Origin of the sequence: Nonomuraea sp. JJY05, assembly GCF_043496855.1 — a bacterium.
GTDB lineage: Bacteria > Actinomycetota > Actinomycetes > Streptosporangiales > Streptosporangiaceae > Nonomuraea.
Map to the genome: position 1 here is coordinate 75,620 of NZ_JBIEIS010000019.1, position 15,151 is coordinate 90,770.

14 protein-coding genes are annotated in these 15,151 nt (G+C 71.6%); 6 read left to right on the plus strand and 8 right to left on the minus strand.

All coding sequences use genetic code 11. The annotated features are described in order from the left end of the window. Positions 1-1,968: 1,968 nt before the first annotated feature. From ACFKCF_RS29070 to ACFKCF_RS29080, 3 genes are all read right to left on the minus strand, one after another. Positions 1,969-2,877 carry a RecB family exonuclease gene (locus ACFKCF_RS29070; RefSeq protein WP_394498434.1) on the minus strand — a complete coding sequence of 303 codons (909 nt, stop codon included), beginning with the start codon at positions 2,875-2,877 and terminating at the stop codon, positions 1,969-1,971. 209 nt (positions 2,878-3,086) lie between these two features. Beyond that, positions 3,087-3,797 (minus strand): MBL fold metallo-hydrolase, encoded by a 711-nt coding sequence (locus ACFKCF_RS29075; RefSeq protein ID WP_394498436.1) that lies wholly within the window; start codon positions 3,795-3,797, stop codon positions 3,087-3,089. Positions 3,798-3,855: 58 nt separating this feature from the next. Further along, positions 3,856-4,509, minus strand: coding sequence for a DUF6758 family protein (locus ACFKCF_RS29080; RefSeq protein ID WP_394498438.1), 654 nt, complete (start codon positions 4,507-4,509; stop codon positions 3,856-3,858). A 47-nt stretch (positions 4,510-4,556) separates the two neighbouring features. On the opposite strand from ACFKCF_RS29080, the gene ACFKCF_RS29085 reads away from it, so the two are divergent. After that, on the plus strand, positions 4,557-4,952 hold the full coding sequence (locus tag ACFKCF_RS29085; protein ID WP_394498440.1) for an NUDIX hydrolase: 396 nt from the start codon (positions 4,557-4,559) through the stop codon (positions 4,950-4,952). Positions 4,953-5,068: 116 nt separating this feature from the next. Here the strand turns inward: ACFKCF_RS29085 and ACFKCF_RS29090 are convergent, their stop codons facing one another. Next, positions 5,069-7,852, minus strand: a complete 2,784-nt coding sequence (locus ACFKCF_RS29090; protein ID WP_394498441.1) for a hypothetical protein — start codon at positions 7,850-7,852, stop codon at positions 5,069-5,071. A 304-nt stretch (positions 7,853-8,156) separates the two neighbouring features. Beyond that, complete coding sequence (locus tag ACFKCF_RS29095) at positions 8,157-9,140, minus strand: CPBP family intramembrane glutamic endopeptidase (RefSeq protein ID WP_394498442.1); 984 nt, start codon at positions 9,138-9,140, stop codon at positions 8,157-8,159. A gap of 100 nt (positions 9,141-9,240) precedes the next feature. Here ACFKCF_RS29095 and ACFKCF_RS29100 point away from each other — a divergent pair, with 100 nt between their 5' ends. After that, entirely contained in the window at positions 9,241-9,954 is a 714-nt protein-coding gene (locus tag ACFKCF_RS29100; RefSeq protein ID WP_394498444.1) for a hypothetical protein, read from the plus strand. Beyond that, a complete protein-coding gene (locus ACFKCF_RS29105; RefSeq protein WP_364850817.1) occupies positions 9,951-10,493 on the plus strand; it encodes a DUF6529 family protein in 543 nt (180 codons plus the stop codon). The genes ACFKCF_RS29100 and ACFKCF_RS29105 overlap by 4 nt, the downstream gene beginning before the upstream one ends. Here the strand turns inward: ACFKCF_RS29105 and ACFKCF_RS29110 are convergent. Then, positions 10,483-11,415 (minus strand): HpcH/HpaI aldolase/citrate lyase family protein, encoded by a 933-nt coding sequence (locus ACFKCF_RS29110; RefSeq protein ID WP_394498446.1) that lies wholly within the window; start codon positions 11,413-11,415, stop codon positions 10,483-10,485. The genes ACFKCF_RS29105 and ACFKCF_RS29110 overlap by 11 nt on opposite strands. Positions 11,416-11,460: 45 nt before the next feature. Between ACFKCF_RS29110 and ACFKCF_RS29115 the strand changes: the two genes are divergently transcribed. Further along, the gene (locus tag ACFKCF_RS29115) at positions 11,461-11,832 is read left to right on the plus strand and encodes a hypothetical protein (protein ID WP_394498447.1); all 372 of its coding nucleotides are present in this window, start codon (positions 11,461-11,463) and stop codon (positions 11,830-11,832) included. 41 nt (positions 11,833-11,873) lie between these two features. Here the strand turns inward: ACFKCF_RS29115 and ACFKCF_RS29120 are convergent, their stop codons facing one another. Beyond that, positions 11,874-12,839, minus strand: a complete 966-nt coding sequence (locus ACFKCF_RS29120) for an EamA family transporter (RefSeq protein WP_394498448.1) — start codon at positions 12,837-12,839, stop codon at positions 11,874-11,876. Between the two features lie 96 nt (positions 12,840-12,935). Here ACFKCF_RS29120 and ACFKCF_RS29125 point away from each other — a divergent pair, with 96 nt between their 5' ends. Together ACFKCF_RS29125 and ACFKCF_RS29130 are read left to right on the plus strand one after the other, a co-directional pair. Next, positions 12,936-14,156, plus strand: coding sequence for a magnesium transporter MgtE N-terminal domain-containing protein (locus ACFKCF_RS29125; protein WP_394498449.1), 1,221 nt, complete (start codon positions 12,936-12,938; stop codon positions 14,154-14,156). Then, on the plus strand, positions 14,137-14,604 hold the full coding sequence (locus tag ACFKCF_RS29130; RefSeq protein WP_394498450.1) for a DUF1003 domain-containing protein: 468 nt from the start codon (positions 14,137-14,139) through the stop codon (positions 14,602-14,604). The genes ACFKCF_RS29125 and ACFKCF_RS29130 overlap by 20 nt, the downstream gene beginning before the upstream one ends. Here ACFKCF_RS29130 and ACFKCF_RS29135 read toward each other — a convergent pair. Beyond that, on the minus strand, positions 14,588-15,049 hold the full coding sequence (locus ACFKCF_RS29135) for a MarR family winged helix-turn-helix transcriptional regulator (RefSeq protein ID WP_394498451.1): 462 nt from the start codon (positions 15,047-15,049) through the stop codon (positions 14,588-14,590). The two genes, ACFKCF_RS29130 and ACFKCF_RS29135, sit on opposite strands and share 17 nt — an antisense overlap. Positions 15,050-15,151 lie beyond the last annotated feature (102 nt).

A 15,151-nucleotide genomic window follows, 5' to 3' on the forward strand; every position in this document is an offset into this window, starting at 1 on the left:
CCGGAGCCGCTCTGCTCGGGACCCCGCCAGTGGGGCTGCGTTACCGAGACTTGTCGCGCACATGTTCTACCCGGCAGATCAACTCTTGGTATCGTTACGGCCACGCAACGTGAGATCGAGAAGGGGTGAGTGCTAGTCATGTCGGCGTGCCCATTCGACCGCGATCCCCAGGCGCCCACCGCGAGGTTCCCTCGCTGGTCGGTCATGGACCACGTCGGCATCACGGCGGAAGTCGGCGAGCATGGCTGAGTTGCGTCCGATCGCCCCGGCTTTCGTGGTGCCCGGCCCGTCCGGCGTCGCCGTCCGCGACCGGCTCAAGCACCTCACCCCAACAGACGAGCAGGTGTTGCGCCTGGTCGGCGCGCATCTGGGCGCGCTGGCCTCCGCCGATCTGAAGACCAGGTGCGCCGATGGGCTGGCGCACTGCGCCGATACCTGGGCGGCCCGCAAACGCGAGTTGACCGTGCAGTCGTCGTCGCGGTGGGCCGGGGCCATCACCAAAGCATCACATGATCAGTGGGCGCTGGCCCGCCGCTGCCAGGCCGACCACATCCGCGACCTTGAAGCCGCCATCGCCACGATCACCCGCCGACTGTCTCAGCCCGTCGGGAAGAAGGGCACCCGCAAGGAACCGGGCGGCTACCGGTCGGCGCAGGAGTGGTTCGCCAAGTCCCGCCGCCTGGGCGTGCTGCAGGACCGACTGCAACGGCGGCGGGCCGAGCAGCAGGCCGGGCGGGTGCGCGTGGTGCGGGGCGGCAAACGCCTCGCCCGCGCCCGGCACCACCTGGAGGCCGCCGGGCTCACCGAGGCCGAATGGCGGCAGAGGTGGCAGGCCGCACGCTGGTTCCTGGCCGCCGACGGCGAGTCCGGCAAACGCTACGGCAACGAGACCATCCGCATCACCCCCGACGGCCAGGTGTCGATCCGGCTGCCCGCGCCGCTGGCGCATCACGCGAACGCCCCGCACGGCCGCTACGTGCTGGCCTGCCGGGTGGCCTTCGCCCACCGCGGCACGGAATGGCGGGATCGCGTCGAGGCCAACCGGGCTGTGGCCTACCGCATCCACCTGGATGCGGCGCGCGATCGCTGGTACGTCACCGCGTCCTGGCAGACCCCTGCGGCCCCGGCCGTGCCGATGGCTGCCGCGCTCGCCACAGGCGTGATCGGCGTGGACACCAACGCCGACCACCTGGCCGCCTGGCGCCTGGACGTCCACGGCAACCCGATCGGCAACCCCCGCCACTTCCCCTACGACCTGAACGGCAACGCCAAGCATCGCGACGCCCAGGTCCGCCACGCCCTGACCCGGCTGCTGCACTGGGCAAAGGCCTGCGGTGTGAACGCCATCGCCATCGAAGACCTCGACTTCGCCATGGAGAAGACACGGGAGAAGTACGGCCGCCGCAAATGCTTCCGCCGTCTCATCTCCGGCATGCCCACCAGCAGGCTGCGCGCCCGACTGGCGTCGATGGCCGATCAGACGGGGATCGTGATCATCGCCGCCGATCCGGCGTATACCTCGAAGTGGGGCGCCCAGCACTGGCAACAGCCCCTCACCACCACCAAACGCACGACCACCCGCCACGAGGCAGCCGCCGTGGCGATCGGCAGACGCGCCCAAGGGCACCCGATCCGGCGTCGGACGGCACCGCCCCCTGCCCACCGGAGCGATGAGCAGGGGCATCGGACCGTCCAGGCCAGACCGGACACCCGAGGGCGTGAGGGACCCCGCCCCCGCACCCCCGGACCACGGACACGATCCGTGCCGCCCGGACGCGGCGAGAACGCGGGCGACCAGAACGCTCAACACCGTTCGGAGCGTTCGGCTGAGCACATGCAACTCACGCTCAGTCCAAAGGAACGGTTGAAGAGTGTGCCCCGCCCGTTCCCACGGGAAACTGCGCATCCCCGGCAAATGGCACCTGCCAGGGCGAGCGGTCCCCTCCGCCGCTCGCCCCGGCAGGCGGATCACTCGGCGAGGCCGTCCCACGAGTTGCGGTCGGGGGCGGCCGACCGGCCCTCCGGGCAGTGGCGGCGGAAGTCGCACCAGGAGCAGATCGGGCCGGGGTTCGGCGCGAACAGCTCGTCGATCTCGTCCGGCACCGCCGCCGGCCCGACGGGCTGCCGCTCTCCCGAAGCGGCGGAACCCCTCTTGGCGGGCGCGGGCACGAGCGCGCGGTAGCGCTCGTCGGCCTCCGACGCCTCCGTGGCGACGTCCTCCGCGCGCCGGATGTGGCGGGCCAGCGACTCCTCGGTGTGCCGCCACTCCAGGATCTCGCCGGTCGGCAGGTGGTGGAGCTCGACCGTACGGCAGGGCGTGCGCATCATCGTGGAGGCCGCGACCGCGTACACGGCCAGCGCGAGGGACGAGCGGGCGTCGTCCTCGGTGAGCGGCCGGCGGCCGGTCTTGTAGTCGACCACGACCAGCTCGTCACCGCGCCGGTCGAGCCGGTCGATGCGGCCGGACAGGGCCATGACCTTGGTACGGGTCGCGACCGTGCGCTCGACGCCCACCGGGTCGTCGCCGGGATCCAAGGTCGCGACGTAGCCGGAGACGAGGTCGCGGGCCCGGCCCAGCCAGTGGGCCGACTGCTCGACGTCCCTGAACCCCTCGGCGATCCACCCGTTCGTGACCAGGATGGCAGCCGTCAGCGGGGTCCTGCGGTCGTACGGCTCCCGCCACCACCCCGCCAGCGCGTTGTGCACGCTCGCCCCGACGCTGTTGTGTGCCCACGCGGGGCCCTTGGACGGCTGCGGCCGGTCAAGGTAGCTGAACCGGTAGCGGCGGCGGCAGTCGAGCCACGCGTTCAACCGCGACGGCGTGCACGAGTAGAGCCGCCGCGGCATCCCATCCAGCGGAAGCTGCGCTGTGTTCATGGCCTCCACTCCGTGAAGGCGGCTCGGTCGCTCCGGAGCCGCCGCCTTCCCTCGTCGCTCTGGTCGCTACGCTCCCGCCGCTCCTCAGTCCAGACGACGGCGCTCCCTCGCGAGTTCATGGCCTCCACTCCGTGAAGGCGGGCTCGGTCGCTCCGAGCGGGTTCATGGCCCCAGTCCAGGCGGCGGCGCTCCCTCGCATTAACAATGCGTCACTCGTCGTCGGGGTTGAGCTTGATCCCGGAGAGCTTGGTGCCGTCGGTCAGAGGGCCGTCGTCGGCGCTCTCCGTACGGGTCAGCGAGCCCGACACCCAGTCGTCGAAGTGCGGCTCGAGGTCGCCGATCGTGACCTCGTCGCCGTGGGCGGCCAGCACCCGCGTGTCGGCCGGCAGCGTGAACAGCCGCCCGCCGATCGAGGTCAGCTGGTCGGGCAGGGCGGGGTATTCGCCGCCCAGCTTGCCGGGCCCGTCAGCCTGCAGGGCCTTGCCGGTGAAGACGGCCCCGAGCGCCTCGCAGTAGAGCGACACGCCGCCGGGCGAGACGCCGGGCGTCTCCATGACGTCGAGCTGGACGTCGGCCACACCGAAGATGCCGTCGTCCTCCATGTCGATGTCGGGCCAGGTCTCCCGCCAGGTCTCCCGCCACAGCGGCTTGTCCTTGGGGTGCAGGGCGACCACGGCCTCGTCCCGGCTGGCCACCTCGATGGCGGCGGAGACGTGGTCGGGCAGGCCCGCCGTGCAGATGACGGCCAGCACCTCCCGCTCGCCCACCTGCTCAAGGATCTTCCCGGCGTCGCGCGCCGCGTCGATGACGATGACTTCGTCGTCGTCACCGATGATCCAGGTGTTGTTCTCGACCTTGTGCTCGGTGCCGTCGATGTCGACGACGCCCTCGGTCACCACTCGCTCGATACGCGCTGTCACGCCTCCGAACTCTAGCCCGTCTCCATGAGAGCGCGAATCGAGAGCGATGAAAGCGCGTCTAATCCTCGAGCCGGGGCGAGAACGCCCCGAACGGCACGTCCAGCTCGTGATCGCGGGCGTCGAGCAGAGACAGCTCGGCGAGCGCGATCATGCAGCCGGCGTCGGCGGGCCACGCGATGGCCCACAGCCAGTTGCCGAGCGCCTCGCCCGCGTAGACGGCCCGGTCGTCGGCGCCGTCCACGCACCACAGCGCGGTGGGATGCCCGAGCACGCCGATCTTGGCGTTCGGCGGCCCCGAGTCGAACCCCTCTCCGGGGTCGGGGCCGTCCAGCCCCGCGAACGCCGCGCCGAGCCCGATGCCCGGCTCCTCCGCGATGACGAGCAGGTCGGCGGGGCCTTCCGTCAGCGACGGCCCCGTCAGCGCGACCACGCTGGCCCGCGCGCCGGTGCGCTCGTCACCGACCTCCCCGAAACCGGTCACCAGCCAGCCGGCGGGCAACGGCCACGGCAGCCACACGGGCACCACGGCCGTCTTCCGGATGGCCTCCAGCGCCGTACCGGTCGGCGGCCATGGAGGCTGGTACGGCAGGACATCACCGTGCGTGTCGCATCGGTACGCGCTCGACCACGCACTCGGCCCGTGAAGCGGGCCAAAGCACCGTGGGCAGGTTGGAGCCGCTCTCACAACTACCCACGGTGCTTTCTCCGGCACCGGCCCGTCAAGGGTGCTTCCCGTTGTGCCGTCGTAATCTTGGTCATGTGCGCGTAAATTGTGTCGGCGCGATTATCTTCGACTCCTCTGACCGGTTGCTCCTCATCAAGCGGGGGCGTCCGCCGGGCAAGGGGTTGTGGTCCATCCCCGGTGGCCGCCTGGAGCCCGGGGAGACGGACGCCGACGGCGTGCGGCGCGAGGTGCTGGAGGAGACCGGGCTGCGCGTGGAGGTGGGCCGCCTGGCGGGTACGGTGGACCGCCCCGGCCTGGGCGGGGCCACGTACGTGATCCGCGACTACCTCGCCACCGTGTCCGGAGGCGTGCCCGTGGCCGGGGACGACGCCGACGACGTGCGCTGGTACGGCATCGACGAGCTGGCGCGGCTGCCGCTCAGCGGCGGCCTCCTGGAGTCGCTGACCGACTGGGGCGTGCTGCCCCGCTGAAAACTCGCGGTGCAGCACCCCCACTGACCCGGGCCCCGCTGAAAGCTCGCGGTGCAGCACCCCCCACCGGCCCCGGTCCCGCTGAAGCGGCGCCGCCCGCCCCGACGGGGCGGGTCCTACCTGTTCGAGGTGAGGCTGGAGGTCCAGAGGATCAGGTGGTCGGCGTTGTACGTGGTGGAGCGCCCGAGCGCCACGACCTCCGAGCCCGACACGGCCACGGCCGTCAGCCACTGCGCGCCCTGGCCGGCCAGCCGGTCCTTGGTCAGGGCCATGCGGTTCCAGGACAGGCCGTCCTGCGAGGTCCAGGCCGCGCTGTCGCCCTCTCCCGGGACGCCGTGCCAGCCCACGGCCACCAGCCCCTCGTCCGCCGCGGCCAGGTCGTACACCGAAGCCGCCTGGTCCGCGGGCAGCCAGGCCGTCTGCCAGGTCGAGCCCTCGTCGTCGGAGACCGCCGCGAAGGCACGCCGCGAACCTCCCGACACGGCCGTGCCGACGGCCACCAGCTTGTCCTGATAAGCCGTGATCCGTCGTAGCCCGGCCGACGTGGCGTCCGGCGGGACCACGCGCTTGCGCGCGCTCCAGTTCACGCCGTCCGAGGAGTGCCAGACCACGCTGCTCTCCTGGTCGGTCCCGCCCGAACCGCCCACGGCCACGTAACCGTCCGCGGTGGCGACGGCGTCGTGGATCCGCACCCCGGAGCCGCCCTGCGGCAGCTTTTTCGACCTGGTGAACTTGCGCAGATCGGGGGTGAACCACATGGCGGCGCTCGCCGTGCCCATCTGGTCCTTGGCCTCGCCGGCCAGCACGTAGCCCTTCTTGCCGGCCGTCACGACGTGGGTCTCCAGGGAGGGTGCGTTCGGGTCGCGGGCCAGGTCGCCGGTGACGTTGACCTTCTTCCAGCTCTCGCCGTCGTCGGAGGTGACGAGGAGCGGGTCGGTGAGGGCCACGTTCGTCTCGGTGGCGCCGACGGCCAGCCAGCCGCGGTCGCCGTGGGCCACGTCCTCCAGCGTCTGCTTGCCCGGGCCGCCGAGGCTCATGGACTTCCAGCTCACCCAGTCCCTGATCGTCCACAGGCCCGCGTCGCCGGAGGCCGAGCCGACGGCGACGTACCGGCCGGCGAAGGCGGCCAGCGCGTTGGTCTCGCGGGCGATCCTGGTCAGGCCCTCGACCTGGCCGAGCTGGACGCGCGAGGCGTCGCCGCGCGGGGGCGCGGCCATGAGCACGAGCTGGTTGTCGACGTCGGACACCGCCTGGTCGCCGCCGGCGAAGAGGGTGCCGCCCTCGGCGATCGTGAACCCGCGCAGCGTCGCCCCCGGCAGGTTGCCGAGGTCGGCCCGCTTGCTCCACGAGCGCCCGTCGGTGCTGGTCAGCACCGAGTAGCGGCCGAGACCGGCCTGCGTGACCGCCGCGATGCCCGAGGGGTAGGAGATCAACGACTCCACGCCGGCGCTCTCGCCGCTCAGGCCGCCGATGGAGCCGCACTGCGACCACTGGGCCCCGGTCGGCGAGCAGTAGACGCGTACGTCGCCCGTGAACGTGGGATGCCGCGTCGGCACCAGCACGAACCTCTTGGGCGAGACGGCCAGCGTCCCGGTGCGCGGCGTGGCCTCGGGCAGCTGGAACCCGGTCGCCTGCCAGTCCCGCCCGCCGTCCGCCGATCGGAGCACCCGCGATCCCTCGCCGACCGCGGGGTCTCCGATGGCGACGACCGTGTCGCCCTTGGCGACCACCGCCTTGATCTCGCGTACCTCCAGCTCCCTGGTCTCGACCCGCTCCCAGGTCCGGCCGTCGGCGGAGCGCCAGGCCGCGGGACCCATGCCGCCGTCGTCCCCCGTCGTGCGCCCCACGGCCACGAAACCGGACGCGGTCCTCGCGATGTCGTTGATCTGGTCACCCGACCTGAACGCGGCCAGCCCCGCCGCCTCCACGGCCGTCCAGCTGAACCCGTCGGTGCTGGTCCACAGGCCGCGTTCGCCGGAGACGCCGTCGCCGCCGCTGGCCAGCCAGCGCCCGGCGCCGCCGACCACCCGCTGGACCGTGGGAGTGGAGGCGCCGTTCACCTGGCCGAGCTGCCAGGTCTTGCCGCCGTCCGGCGAGAACAGGAAGAGCGGGCGCGGGGTCGGGCTCGTCGTGTCGCTGCCGACCGCCACGACCGCGCGGCCCACGGACGTCATGTCGTTGAGCTTCTGGTTGGCGCCCTCGCCCGCGGCCGGCACGGTGAACAGCTCGTCGCCCGAGCGCCCCGTGCCCGCCTCCAGCCGCAGCCCAGGGGCCTCGTCCGAGGTCCACTGCCACACGAGCACGCCCGCTGCCACCAGGATCGCCACGGCCAGGGTCAGGGCGACGGGCGTGGACCTGTTGCGGCGGCGTACAGGGCTGGACCTGCGCACGGCGGCGGGGGCCGGGCCTCTGTGGTGCCGGCCGCTCGACCCCTGCGGGCGAGCCGCGTCCGTGGCGACCAGGAGGTCCGGCCTCGTGGGGCGGCCCGCCGGCGGGCGCCCGACGCGCCGCACCTCGGGCTCGCCGTCCTGCCCGTCCTCCCGTTCCGGAGCCTCGGGGGCCTCGGGGACCTCGGAGATCTCGTCGTAGCCGGCCGGCTCCTCCACCGGCATGGCCTCGACGCGTTCCGGGAGGGGATAAACCAGCCGGTACGGCGGCGCGGGCCGGGACGACCGCTCGGGGGCGGGCGCGGCCTCCTCGTCCGGCTCGGGCCGTTCGGGCGCCTCCTGCGGCGGGTGGAGCGGGGCGCCCGCGACGAGCTTGTCCGGGCGGTTGACGACGCGACGGGGGCGGCGGCGCGGCTCGACCTCCGGCTCGGCCGTCGGCGAGCTGTACGGACGGCGCCCCTTGGGCGGCTCCTGCGGCTCGTCATCCGGGATGGGGGCGGCGAACGGCGGCATGCCCCAGGGCGAGGTCAGCGGTAAGCCCCTGGCCCGATCGTCGGTGGGACCCGGCGGCGAATGGCTGATCCTCGGCTCTTCGGAGGAATGCGGTTCAGAGGCGCCCTCGGGACGAGGTTCGTCGTCATCCGGCGGTCGCCGTGGCGGTTCGCTGGGGCCGGGGGCCACGCGCCGTACCTCCTATGGAGTCGAACGTCGTACGGGTGGAGCGGCGACGCTGGTCCGTTCCACAGGTCCAGACCAGCATGACTCAGCCGGAATAGCGAGACCTCTCTAGCGAGATTCCCGGCACCCCACGACCGATTTATTCAGAAATAGTCTTAACTGACTGTTTTTTGGCTAGATACAACACACCAAACGCATACACCCCGAGCTGCACCACCGTTCCGGACAGCGCCTCCCACGGCACCGGCACCTTCCCCTGGTTCAGCGCGTCGTCCAGATGCCCGGCGGCGGCGGACTGCCCGAAGGCCAGCAGGTTGTTCAGCACGTGCAGCGAGACCGCCGCCTCCAGCCCTCCGGTACGCACCGTGAGAAAGCCCATGACGACCCCGAACCCGAACACGTCCACGAGCCCCGCCCACGAATACCCGTGCAACGACATGAACAGCGCGGACCCGAGCACGATGGACCAGACCGGATTCCGTACGTGCGCCCCGAGCGCCTGCACGAACCAGCCGCGGAAGACGTACTCCTCGGCGGCCGCCTGGAACGGCACCAGCAGCACGATCACGATGAGCGCGGGCAGGAAACCGGACCATCCGGCCCAGCCGAACAGGTCGGCGTCCTGGCCGGACGCCGACAGCGCGAGCGCCTGCGCGCCCTGACCCAGCAGCAGGGCCAGCACCGCCACGCCCGCGCAGGCCAGCAGCCAGCGCCAGCGCAGCCGCCCGGCCACCGACGAGAGCGTGCCGGGGCGCCTGCGCTGGACGAGCGCCGCGGTGCCGTACACGAGGGGCAGCACGGGCGCGAGCGACAGCAACACCACGACCAGCGAGAACACCGGATCGCCGAACAGCTGCCCCTCGGCCTCCAGCGGCGCGGGGATCCCGAGGAGCAGCGACATCACCACGCCGGCCCACACCACCACCGCGCCGATCACGACGAACCCGGTGGCGACGACCAGCGTGCCCACTATCGCCCGCCACGGCCGGGCCGCGGCATTCCGCGCCAGGTGGTCGTAGCGGGCCCCGCTCGGCGTCGGCAGGAACCAGGACGGCGGCTGATACGGATAGACCGGCGGCTGCGTGCCGTAGACGGGCGGCTGGTGCCCTGGATTTTCCTGCATCCATCCATTCTGTCCGCGCGATGCGCAATAGTTCACAGACGGTCCACCGATTTAGGCGGATGCTCGGAGGCGTACGGCATTTCGACCCTGGGAGCAGTCCATGTCAAGGCTGGGACCTGTCATCACCCTCGCGGCGGGAGCAGTGCTCGCCGTGGGGCTGGGTGTCGCCAGCGTAACCGCGACACCGGCGGCCAACGACGAAGCCGCCAACACCGCCGCGGAGGCACCGTCGGCGGGTGAAACCACCGCGGCTCCATCACGCTCGTCGGAGGCCGAGGCGGACGCCACGCCCTCGCCGCAGCGGACGGAGCCGAAGAAGATCGCGAAGGCGGACTACGGAGGCTACGTCAAGGGCAACGGCGGCCTCATCGCGATCTCGATCAGAGACGGCAAGGCCGTCGGCTACTTCTGCGACGGCAAGGCCGAGGCCTGGTTCAAGGGCAGCGAGTCCGACGGCGAGCTGCGGCTGACCGGCCTCGGCAGCGCCAAGGTCACCGCCGAACTGGGCGGCGGCCGGGCCAGGGGCTCGGTCGCGGTGGGCGGCAGGAAGTGGACCTTCGTGGCGTCCACGGTGGTCAAGCCGTCGGGCCTCTACCGCGCCACCGCGATCGTCAGGGGCGCCAAGCTGCGGGCGGGCTGGATCGTCCTGAAGAACCCGCAGGGCGGCTACACCCAGGTCGGCGCCGCGTTCGAGGGCGACACGCAGGTGCCGATCCCCCAGTTGCAGGGCGACCGGCCCACAGCGCCCGTGACCGTCGGCGACACCACGATCCAGCCTGAGGACGTGGACGGCTTCATCGAGGAGATGCAATGACCGCCGTACCCCAGCAGTCCCGCGGCCTCACCCCGCTCCTCGTGCCGCTGCTGGCCGGCGGCCTGGCGGCGCTCGCGCTCGGCGTCTACGGGCGCGTGCACACGCCCACCGGGTTCGCCGTGGGCGTGGCCGGGTTCTCCGGCGCGCTGCCGATGAAGGCGTGGCTGACGACCGGGGCGTTCCTGCTCGCGATCGTGCAGGTCGTCTCGGCCCTGTCGATGTGGGGCAGGCTCGGGATCACCATCCCGCCCGGCGTGCACCGCTGGTCGGGGCGGATCGCGTTCCTGCTCACGATCCCCGTCGCCTTCCACTGCCTCTACGCCCTGGGCCTGCAGTACGACGTGCCGCGGGTGCTCGCGCACTCGCTGCTCGGCTGCTTCTTCTACGGCGTGTTCACGGCGAAGATGCTGGCCCTACCCAAGCACGACGCGCCCGGCTGGACGCTGCCGGTGCTCGGCGGGCTGGCGTTCACCGCGCTGATCGGGCTCTGGCTGACGTCGTCGTTCTGGTTCTTCACCGCCATCGGCTTCAAGGTGTGAAGCTCTTCGTACGCCTCAACCCGGCGGCCCGCCCCTTGGCCGCCACGACGAGCGCCATCTTGCGCGAGGCCTCGTCGATCATCTCGTCGCCCAGCATGGCCGCGCCGCGCTTCTCGACCGAGGTGTAGTACTCGTACGCCTCCAGGATGAGCTCGGCGTGGTCATAGTCCTCCTGCGCCGGCGAGTAGACCTCGTTGGCCGCGTCCACCTGGGCGGGATGCAGCACCCACTTGCCGTCGAACCCGAGCGCCGCCGACCTCCTGGCGGCCCGTTTGAAGCCCTCGACGTCCTTGATCTGCAGGTAGGGCCCGTCGATGACCTGCAGGTCGTGCGTCCTGGCCGCCATGAGCAGCCGCATGAGGATGTAGTGGTAGGCGTCGCCCTCGACGTAGCCGGGCGGCTGCTCGCCGACGACGAGCGTACGCATGTTGATCGACGCCATGAAGTCAGCCGGCCCGAACACCAGCGTCTCCAGGCGCTTGGAAGAGCCGGCGATGGCGTCGGCGTTCACCAGGCCGCGGGCGTTCTCGATCTGCGCCTCGATGCCGATGCGGCCCACCTCGTACCCCATGGTCTTCTCGATCTGGGTGAGCAGCGTGTCGAGCCAGACGACCTCGGTCGGGTCCTGCACCTTGGGCAGGATCAGGCAGTCGAGGAACTCCCCCGCGCCCTCGACGACCTCGATCACGTCCCGGTACGTCCACTGCGTCGTGAGGTCGTTGACCCTGACCACGCGCGTCTTGCCGGACCAGTCGCCCTCGCGGAGCGCGGTCACGATGTTCTGGCGCGCCTCCTCCTTGGCCAGCGGCGCGACGGCGTCCTCGAGGTCGAGGAAGACCTCGTCGACGGGCAGGGTCTGGGCCTTCTCCAGGAACCTGGGGTTGCTGCCTGGCACGGCGAGCACGGAACGGCGTGAGCGCATGCGCACACGCTACTGGCCCGGCCGGGACGGACTACAGTCGAAGCTGTGAGCGACGACATCGCGGCCATCGAGGAGGGCGCCAAGAAGTCCGGCATCCTCTGGCTCACCCTCGACCGCCCCCGCCTGGCCTGGCACACCTGGCACGACGGCGCGATCTACCTGGTGACGGGCGGCGGGGAGCAGGCGCTGCCCGGCCTCGACGCGCTCGACCGGGTCCACGTCACGCTGCGCAGCAAGGACAACGGCGCCCGGCTGGTGGAGTTCGACGCCGCGGTCGCGGTCGTCGACCAGGCCGCGGCGGGCGACGTCGTGGCCGCGCTGGCCAAGGAGCGGCTCAACGCCCTCGACAGCGAGCACCTCACCGAGCGCTGGGCCCGCGACTCCACGGTCGTGCGCCTCACCCCCGACCGCCGCTGAGGGAGTCAGCTCCTGGCGAAGCGCCCAGCCGTCTCAGACGGTCACCTCCTGGCGGTGACGGGATTCGCGTCGGGCTCAGCGTCGGGTTCCGCCGCCGGTGACGGCGAGGGGCTCGCCGTGGCGGTCTGGGCGAGCAGCGCGCCGGACAGCACGAGCAGGCCGCCCACGATCTGGAAGACGCCCAGCGTCTCGCCGACCAGGGCCCAGGCCACCACCGCGCCGCCGATGACCTCGAGCGAGGCGACCGTGGCCCCCACCGCGGCCGACAGCCGCCGCACGGCGTTGACCCCCAGGATGTACGCGATCACGGTCGCGATCAGCACCATCCACAGATACGCGCCCAGCACCGGCAGCGTCCGGCCGCCGTCCGGCGCGACCGTGGCCGTGAAGGCCGCCCACGGGATGTCCCATGGCCGGGCGAACGGGATCAGCACCACGGCCGCCCCCGTCATTCCCCAGGCGATGAGGCCGAGCGGGTCCACGTCGTCGCCGAAGCTATCGTTCATCAGGAAATATCCGGCGCAGCACGCCCCGGCCAGCAGGCCGAGCAGCAGGCCCAGCGCGTCCAGCCGCATCCCCTGCCACGCCTCGACCACGATCCCGAGGCCCACGACCGCGACGACCGCCCCGATGTAGGCCGCCCGCGCGAGCCGTACCTTCCGTACGAACCGCACCCAGGCCACCACCATCACCGGCGCCATGAACTCCAGCAGCAGCGCGATCCCCACCGGCAGCCGCGTGATCGCCACGAAATACAGCGTCTGCACCCCGGCCACCGCCATCACCGCATACAGCCCGAAGAACGGCAGCCTGGACCTGGGGATCCGCAGTGCCCGCGGCTTCACCACGGCCAGCACGGCCACCAGCAGGAGCCCCGCGCCCGCCATCCGCGTCCAGACGGCCTCGATCGGCGCCAAGCCGGCGGTGATCAGGTATTTGGCCATCGGCCCGGAGAACGCGAAACACCACGAGGACACGAAAGCGAGCCCGAGCCCCGCATATCTCATCGTCCACCACCTGGCCAGTAATCACCGTTAAGCACGTTTGATACTGACATGGGAGGCGTTCGGGGCGCAACGGGGCAGCACTGTTAGCCTGGCCACGTGAAGATCTTCGTGGCCCGGCTGCCGGGCACCCCGGTCTTCGACCCCGCGGGCGACCAGATCGGCCGGGTCAGGGACGTGGTGGTCGGCCTGCGCATCGGCCTGCGGCCCAACGCGCACGGCCTGGTGGTGGAGGTGCAGCCGCGCCGCAGGGTGTTCCTGCCCATCACCCGGGTCCGCCGTATCGAGACGGGAGCCGTGGTCTTCACCGGGCGGCTCAACATGCGCAGGTTCGAGCAGCGCGCCACCGAGACGCTGGTGATCGGCGAGATGCTCGACCTGACCGTCGAGCACCAGGGCGAGCCCATGACCGTCTACGACGTGGCCATGGAGGAGATCAAGCCGTCCCACTGGGAGATCACCCAGGTGGCCCTTTACAAGGGCAGGCGGCGCGACCCGCGGATCGTCGAGTGGGAAGAGGTCTCCGGGTTCGACAGGCTGCAGAAGGACCAGGGGGCGGCCGGGCTGATCTCCGCGTTCGAGTCGCTGCGGGCCGCCGACATGGCCAGCGCGCTGCACGAGCTGCCGAGCAAGCGGCGCATCGAGATCGCCCGCGCCCTCAACGACGTCAGGCTCGCCGACGTGCTCGAAGAGCTTCCGCCCGACGACCAGATCTCCATTCTCGGCACGCTGGAGCCCGAGCGGGCCGCCGACGTGCTGGAGGAGATGGGCCCCGATGACGCGGCCGACCTGCTGCACGACCTCCCGGAGGAGCAGGCGGCCAAGCTGCTGGCCCTGATGGAGCCCGGGGAGGCCGCCCCCGTGCGGCGCCTGCTGACCTACCCGGAGACCAGTGCGGGCGGCGTGATGACCAGCGAACCGGTGATCCTGCCCCCCACCGCCACGGTGGCCGAGGCGCTGGCCCACATCAGGCAGCAGGACGTCACGCCCGCCGTGGCGGCGCAGGTCTACGTGGCCCGGCCGCCCACCGAGACGCCGACGGGCACGTACCTGGGCGTCTCGCACTTCCAGCGACTGCTGCGCGAGCCGCCGTCGACGCTGCTCGGCGGCGTGATCGACCCGTCGATCGACCCGATCAGACCGGACTTCACGCTGCGCGCGGTCACCCGCTACCTGGCCAACTACAACCTCGTCGCCGCCCCGGTCGTCGACGAGCTGGGCCGGCTCGTCGGCGCGGTGACGGTGGACGACGTGCTCGACCACATCCTGCCCGAGGACTGGCGTGAGGGGACCGACGACCATGACGACCGAACGGCTTGACCAGCCCAGGGCCCTGCGCCGCTCGCTGCGGCCGCACTACGACCCGGAGGCGTTCGGCCGCCTGTCGGAGCAGATCGCCCGCTTCCTCGGCACCGGGCGCTTCATCGTCTACATGACCGTGGTCGTCTCGATCTGGGTGATCTGGAACGCGGTCGCGCCGCCGAACCTCAAGTTCGACCCGTACCCGTTCATCTTCCTGACGCTGATGCTGTCGCTGCAGGCCAGCTACGCCGCGCCGCTCATCCTGCTCGCCCAGAACCGGCAGGGCGACCGGGACCGCATCCAGTACGAGCAGGACCGCGAGACCGCCGAGCGCAACCAGGCCGAGATCGAGTATCTGACCCGCGAGATCGCGGGGCTGCGCCTGGCGCTCAACGAGCTGGCCACGCGCGACTACCTGCGCGCCGAGCTGGGACGGCTCGCGGAGGAGCTCAAGGAGAGCCGCTGAGGTCCAGCTTGGCGACCATCGCCCGGACGCGGGTGATCTCCTCTGCGCCCAGCAGGTCGAGGAACTGGCTCCGGACGCCGCGCAGGTAGGTCGGGGTGGCCTCGGCCAGCCGCTCCGCGCCGGCGTCCGTCAGCACGGCGAACAGCCCGCGGGCGTCGTCCGCGCAGGCCTCCCGCGACACCAGCCCGTCCCGCTGCAGCCGGTCGATGAGCCTGGTCAGGCCGCTGCGGGAGAGCAGGACGCGGCCCGCGAGATCGTTCATGCGCAACCGCCGCTCCGGCGCCTCGGCCAGCTGCACGAGCACCTCGTACGAGGCCAGTGGCAGATCGTGGGCGACGAGCAGCTCCGCCTCCAGATGCCGGGTGATGCGCACCTGGGCACGCTGCAGCATCCGCCAGACCGCCAGCTCCTCGGCGGTCAGGCCCTCGTCGCGCAGAAGAGTCACGGAGTAACCTTAGGACGTTGTTGCACAGACATCTAACAGCACGGATTAACTCAGCGAGGCCTCCGGTTCATACCATGGAGGGGCATCCTCACTGGCGTCCTG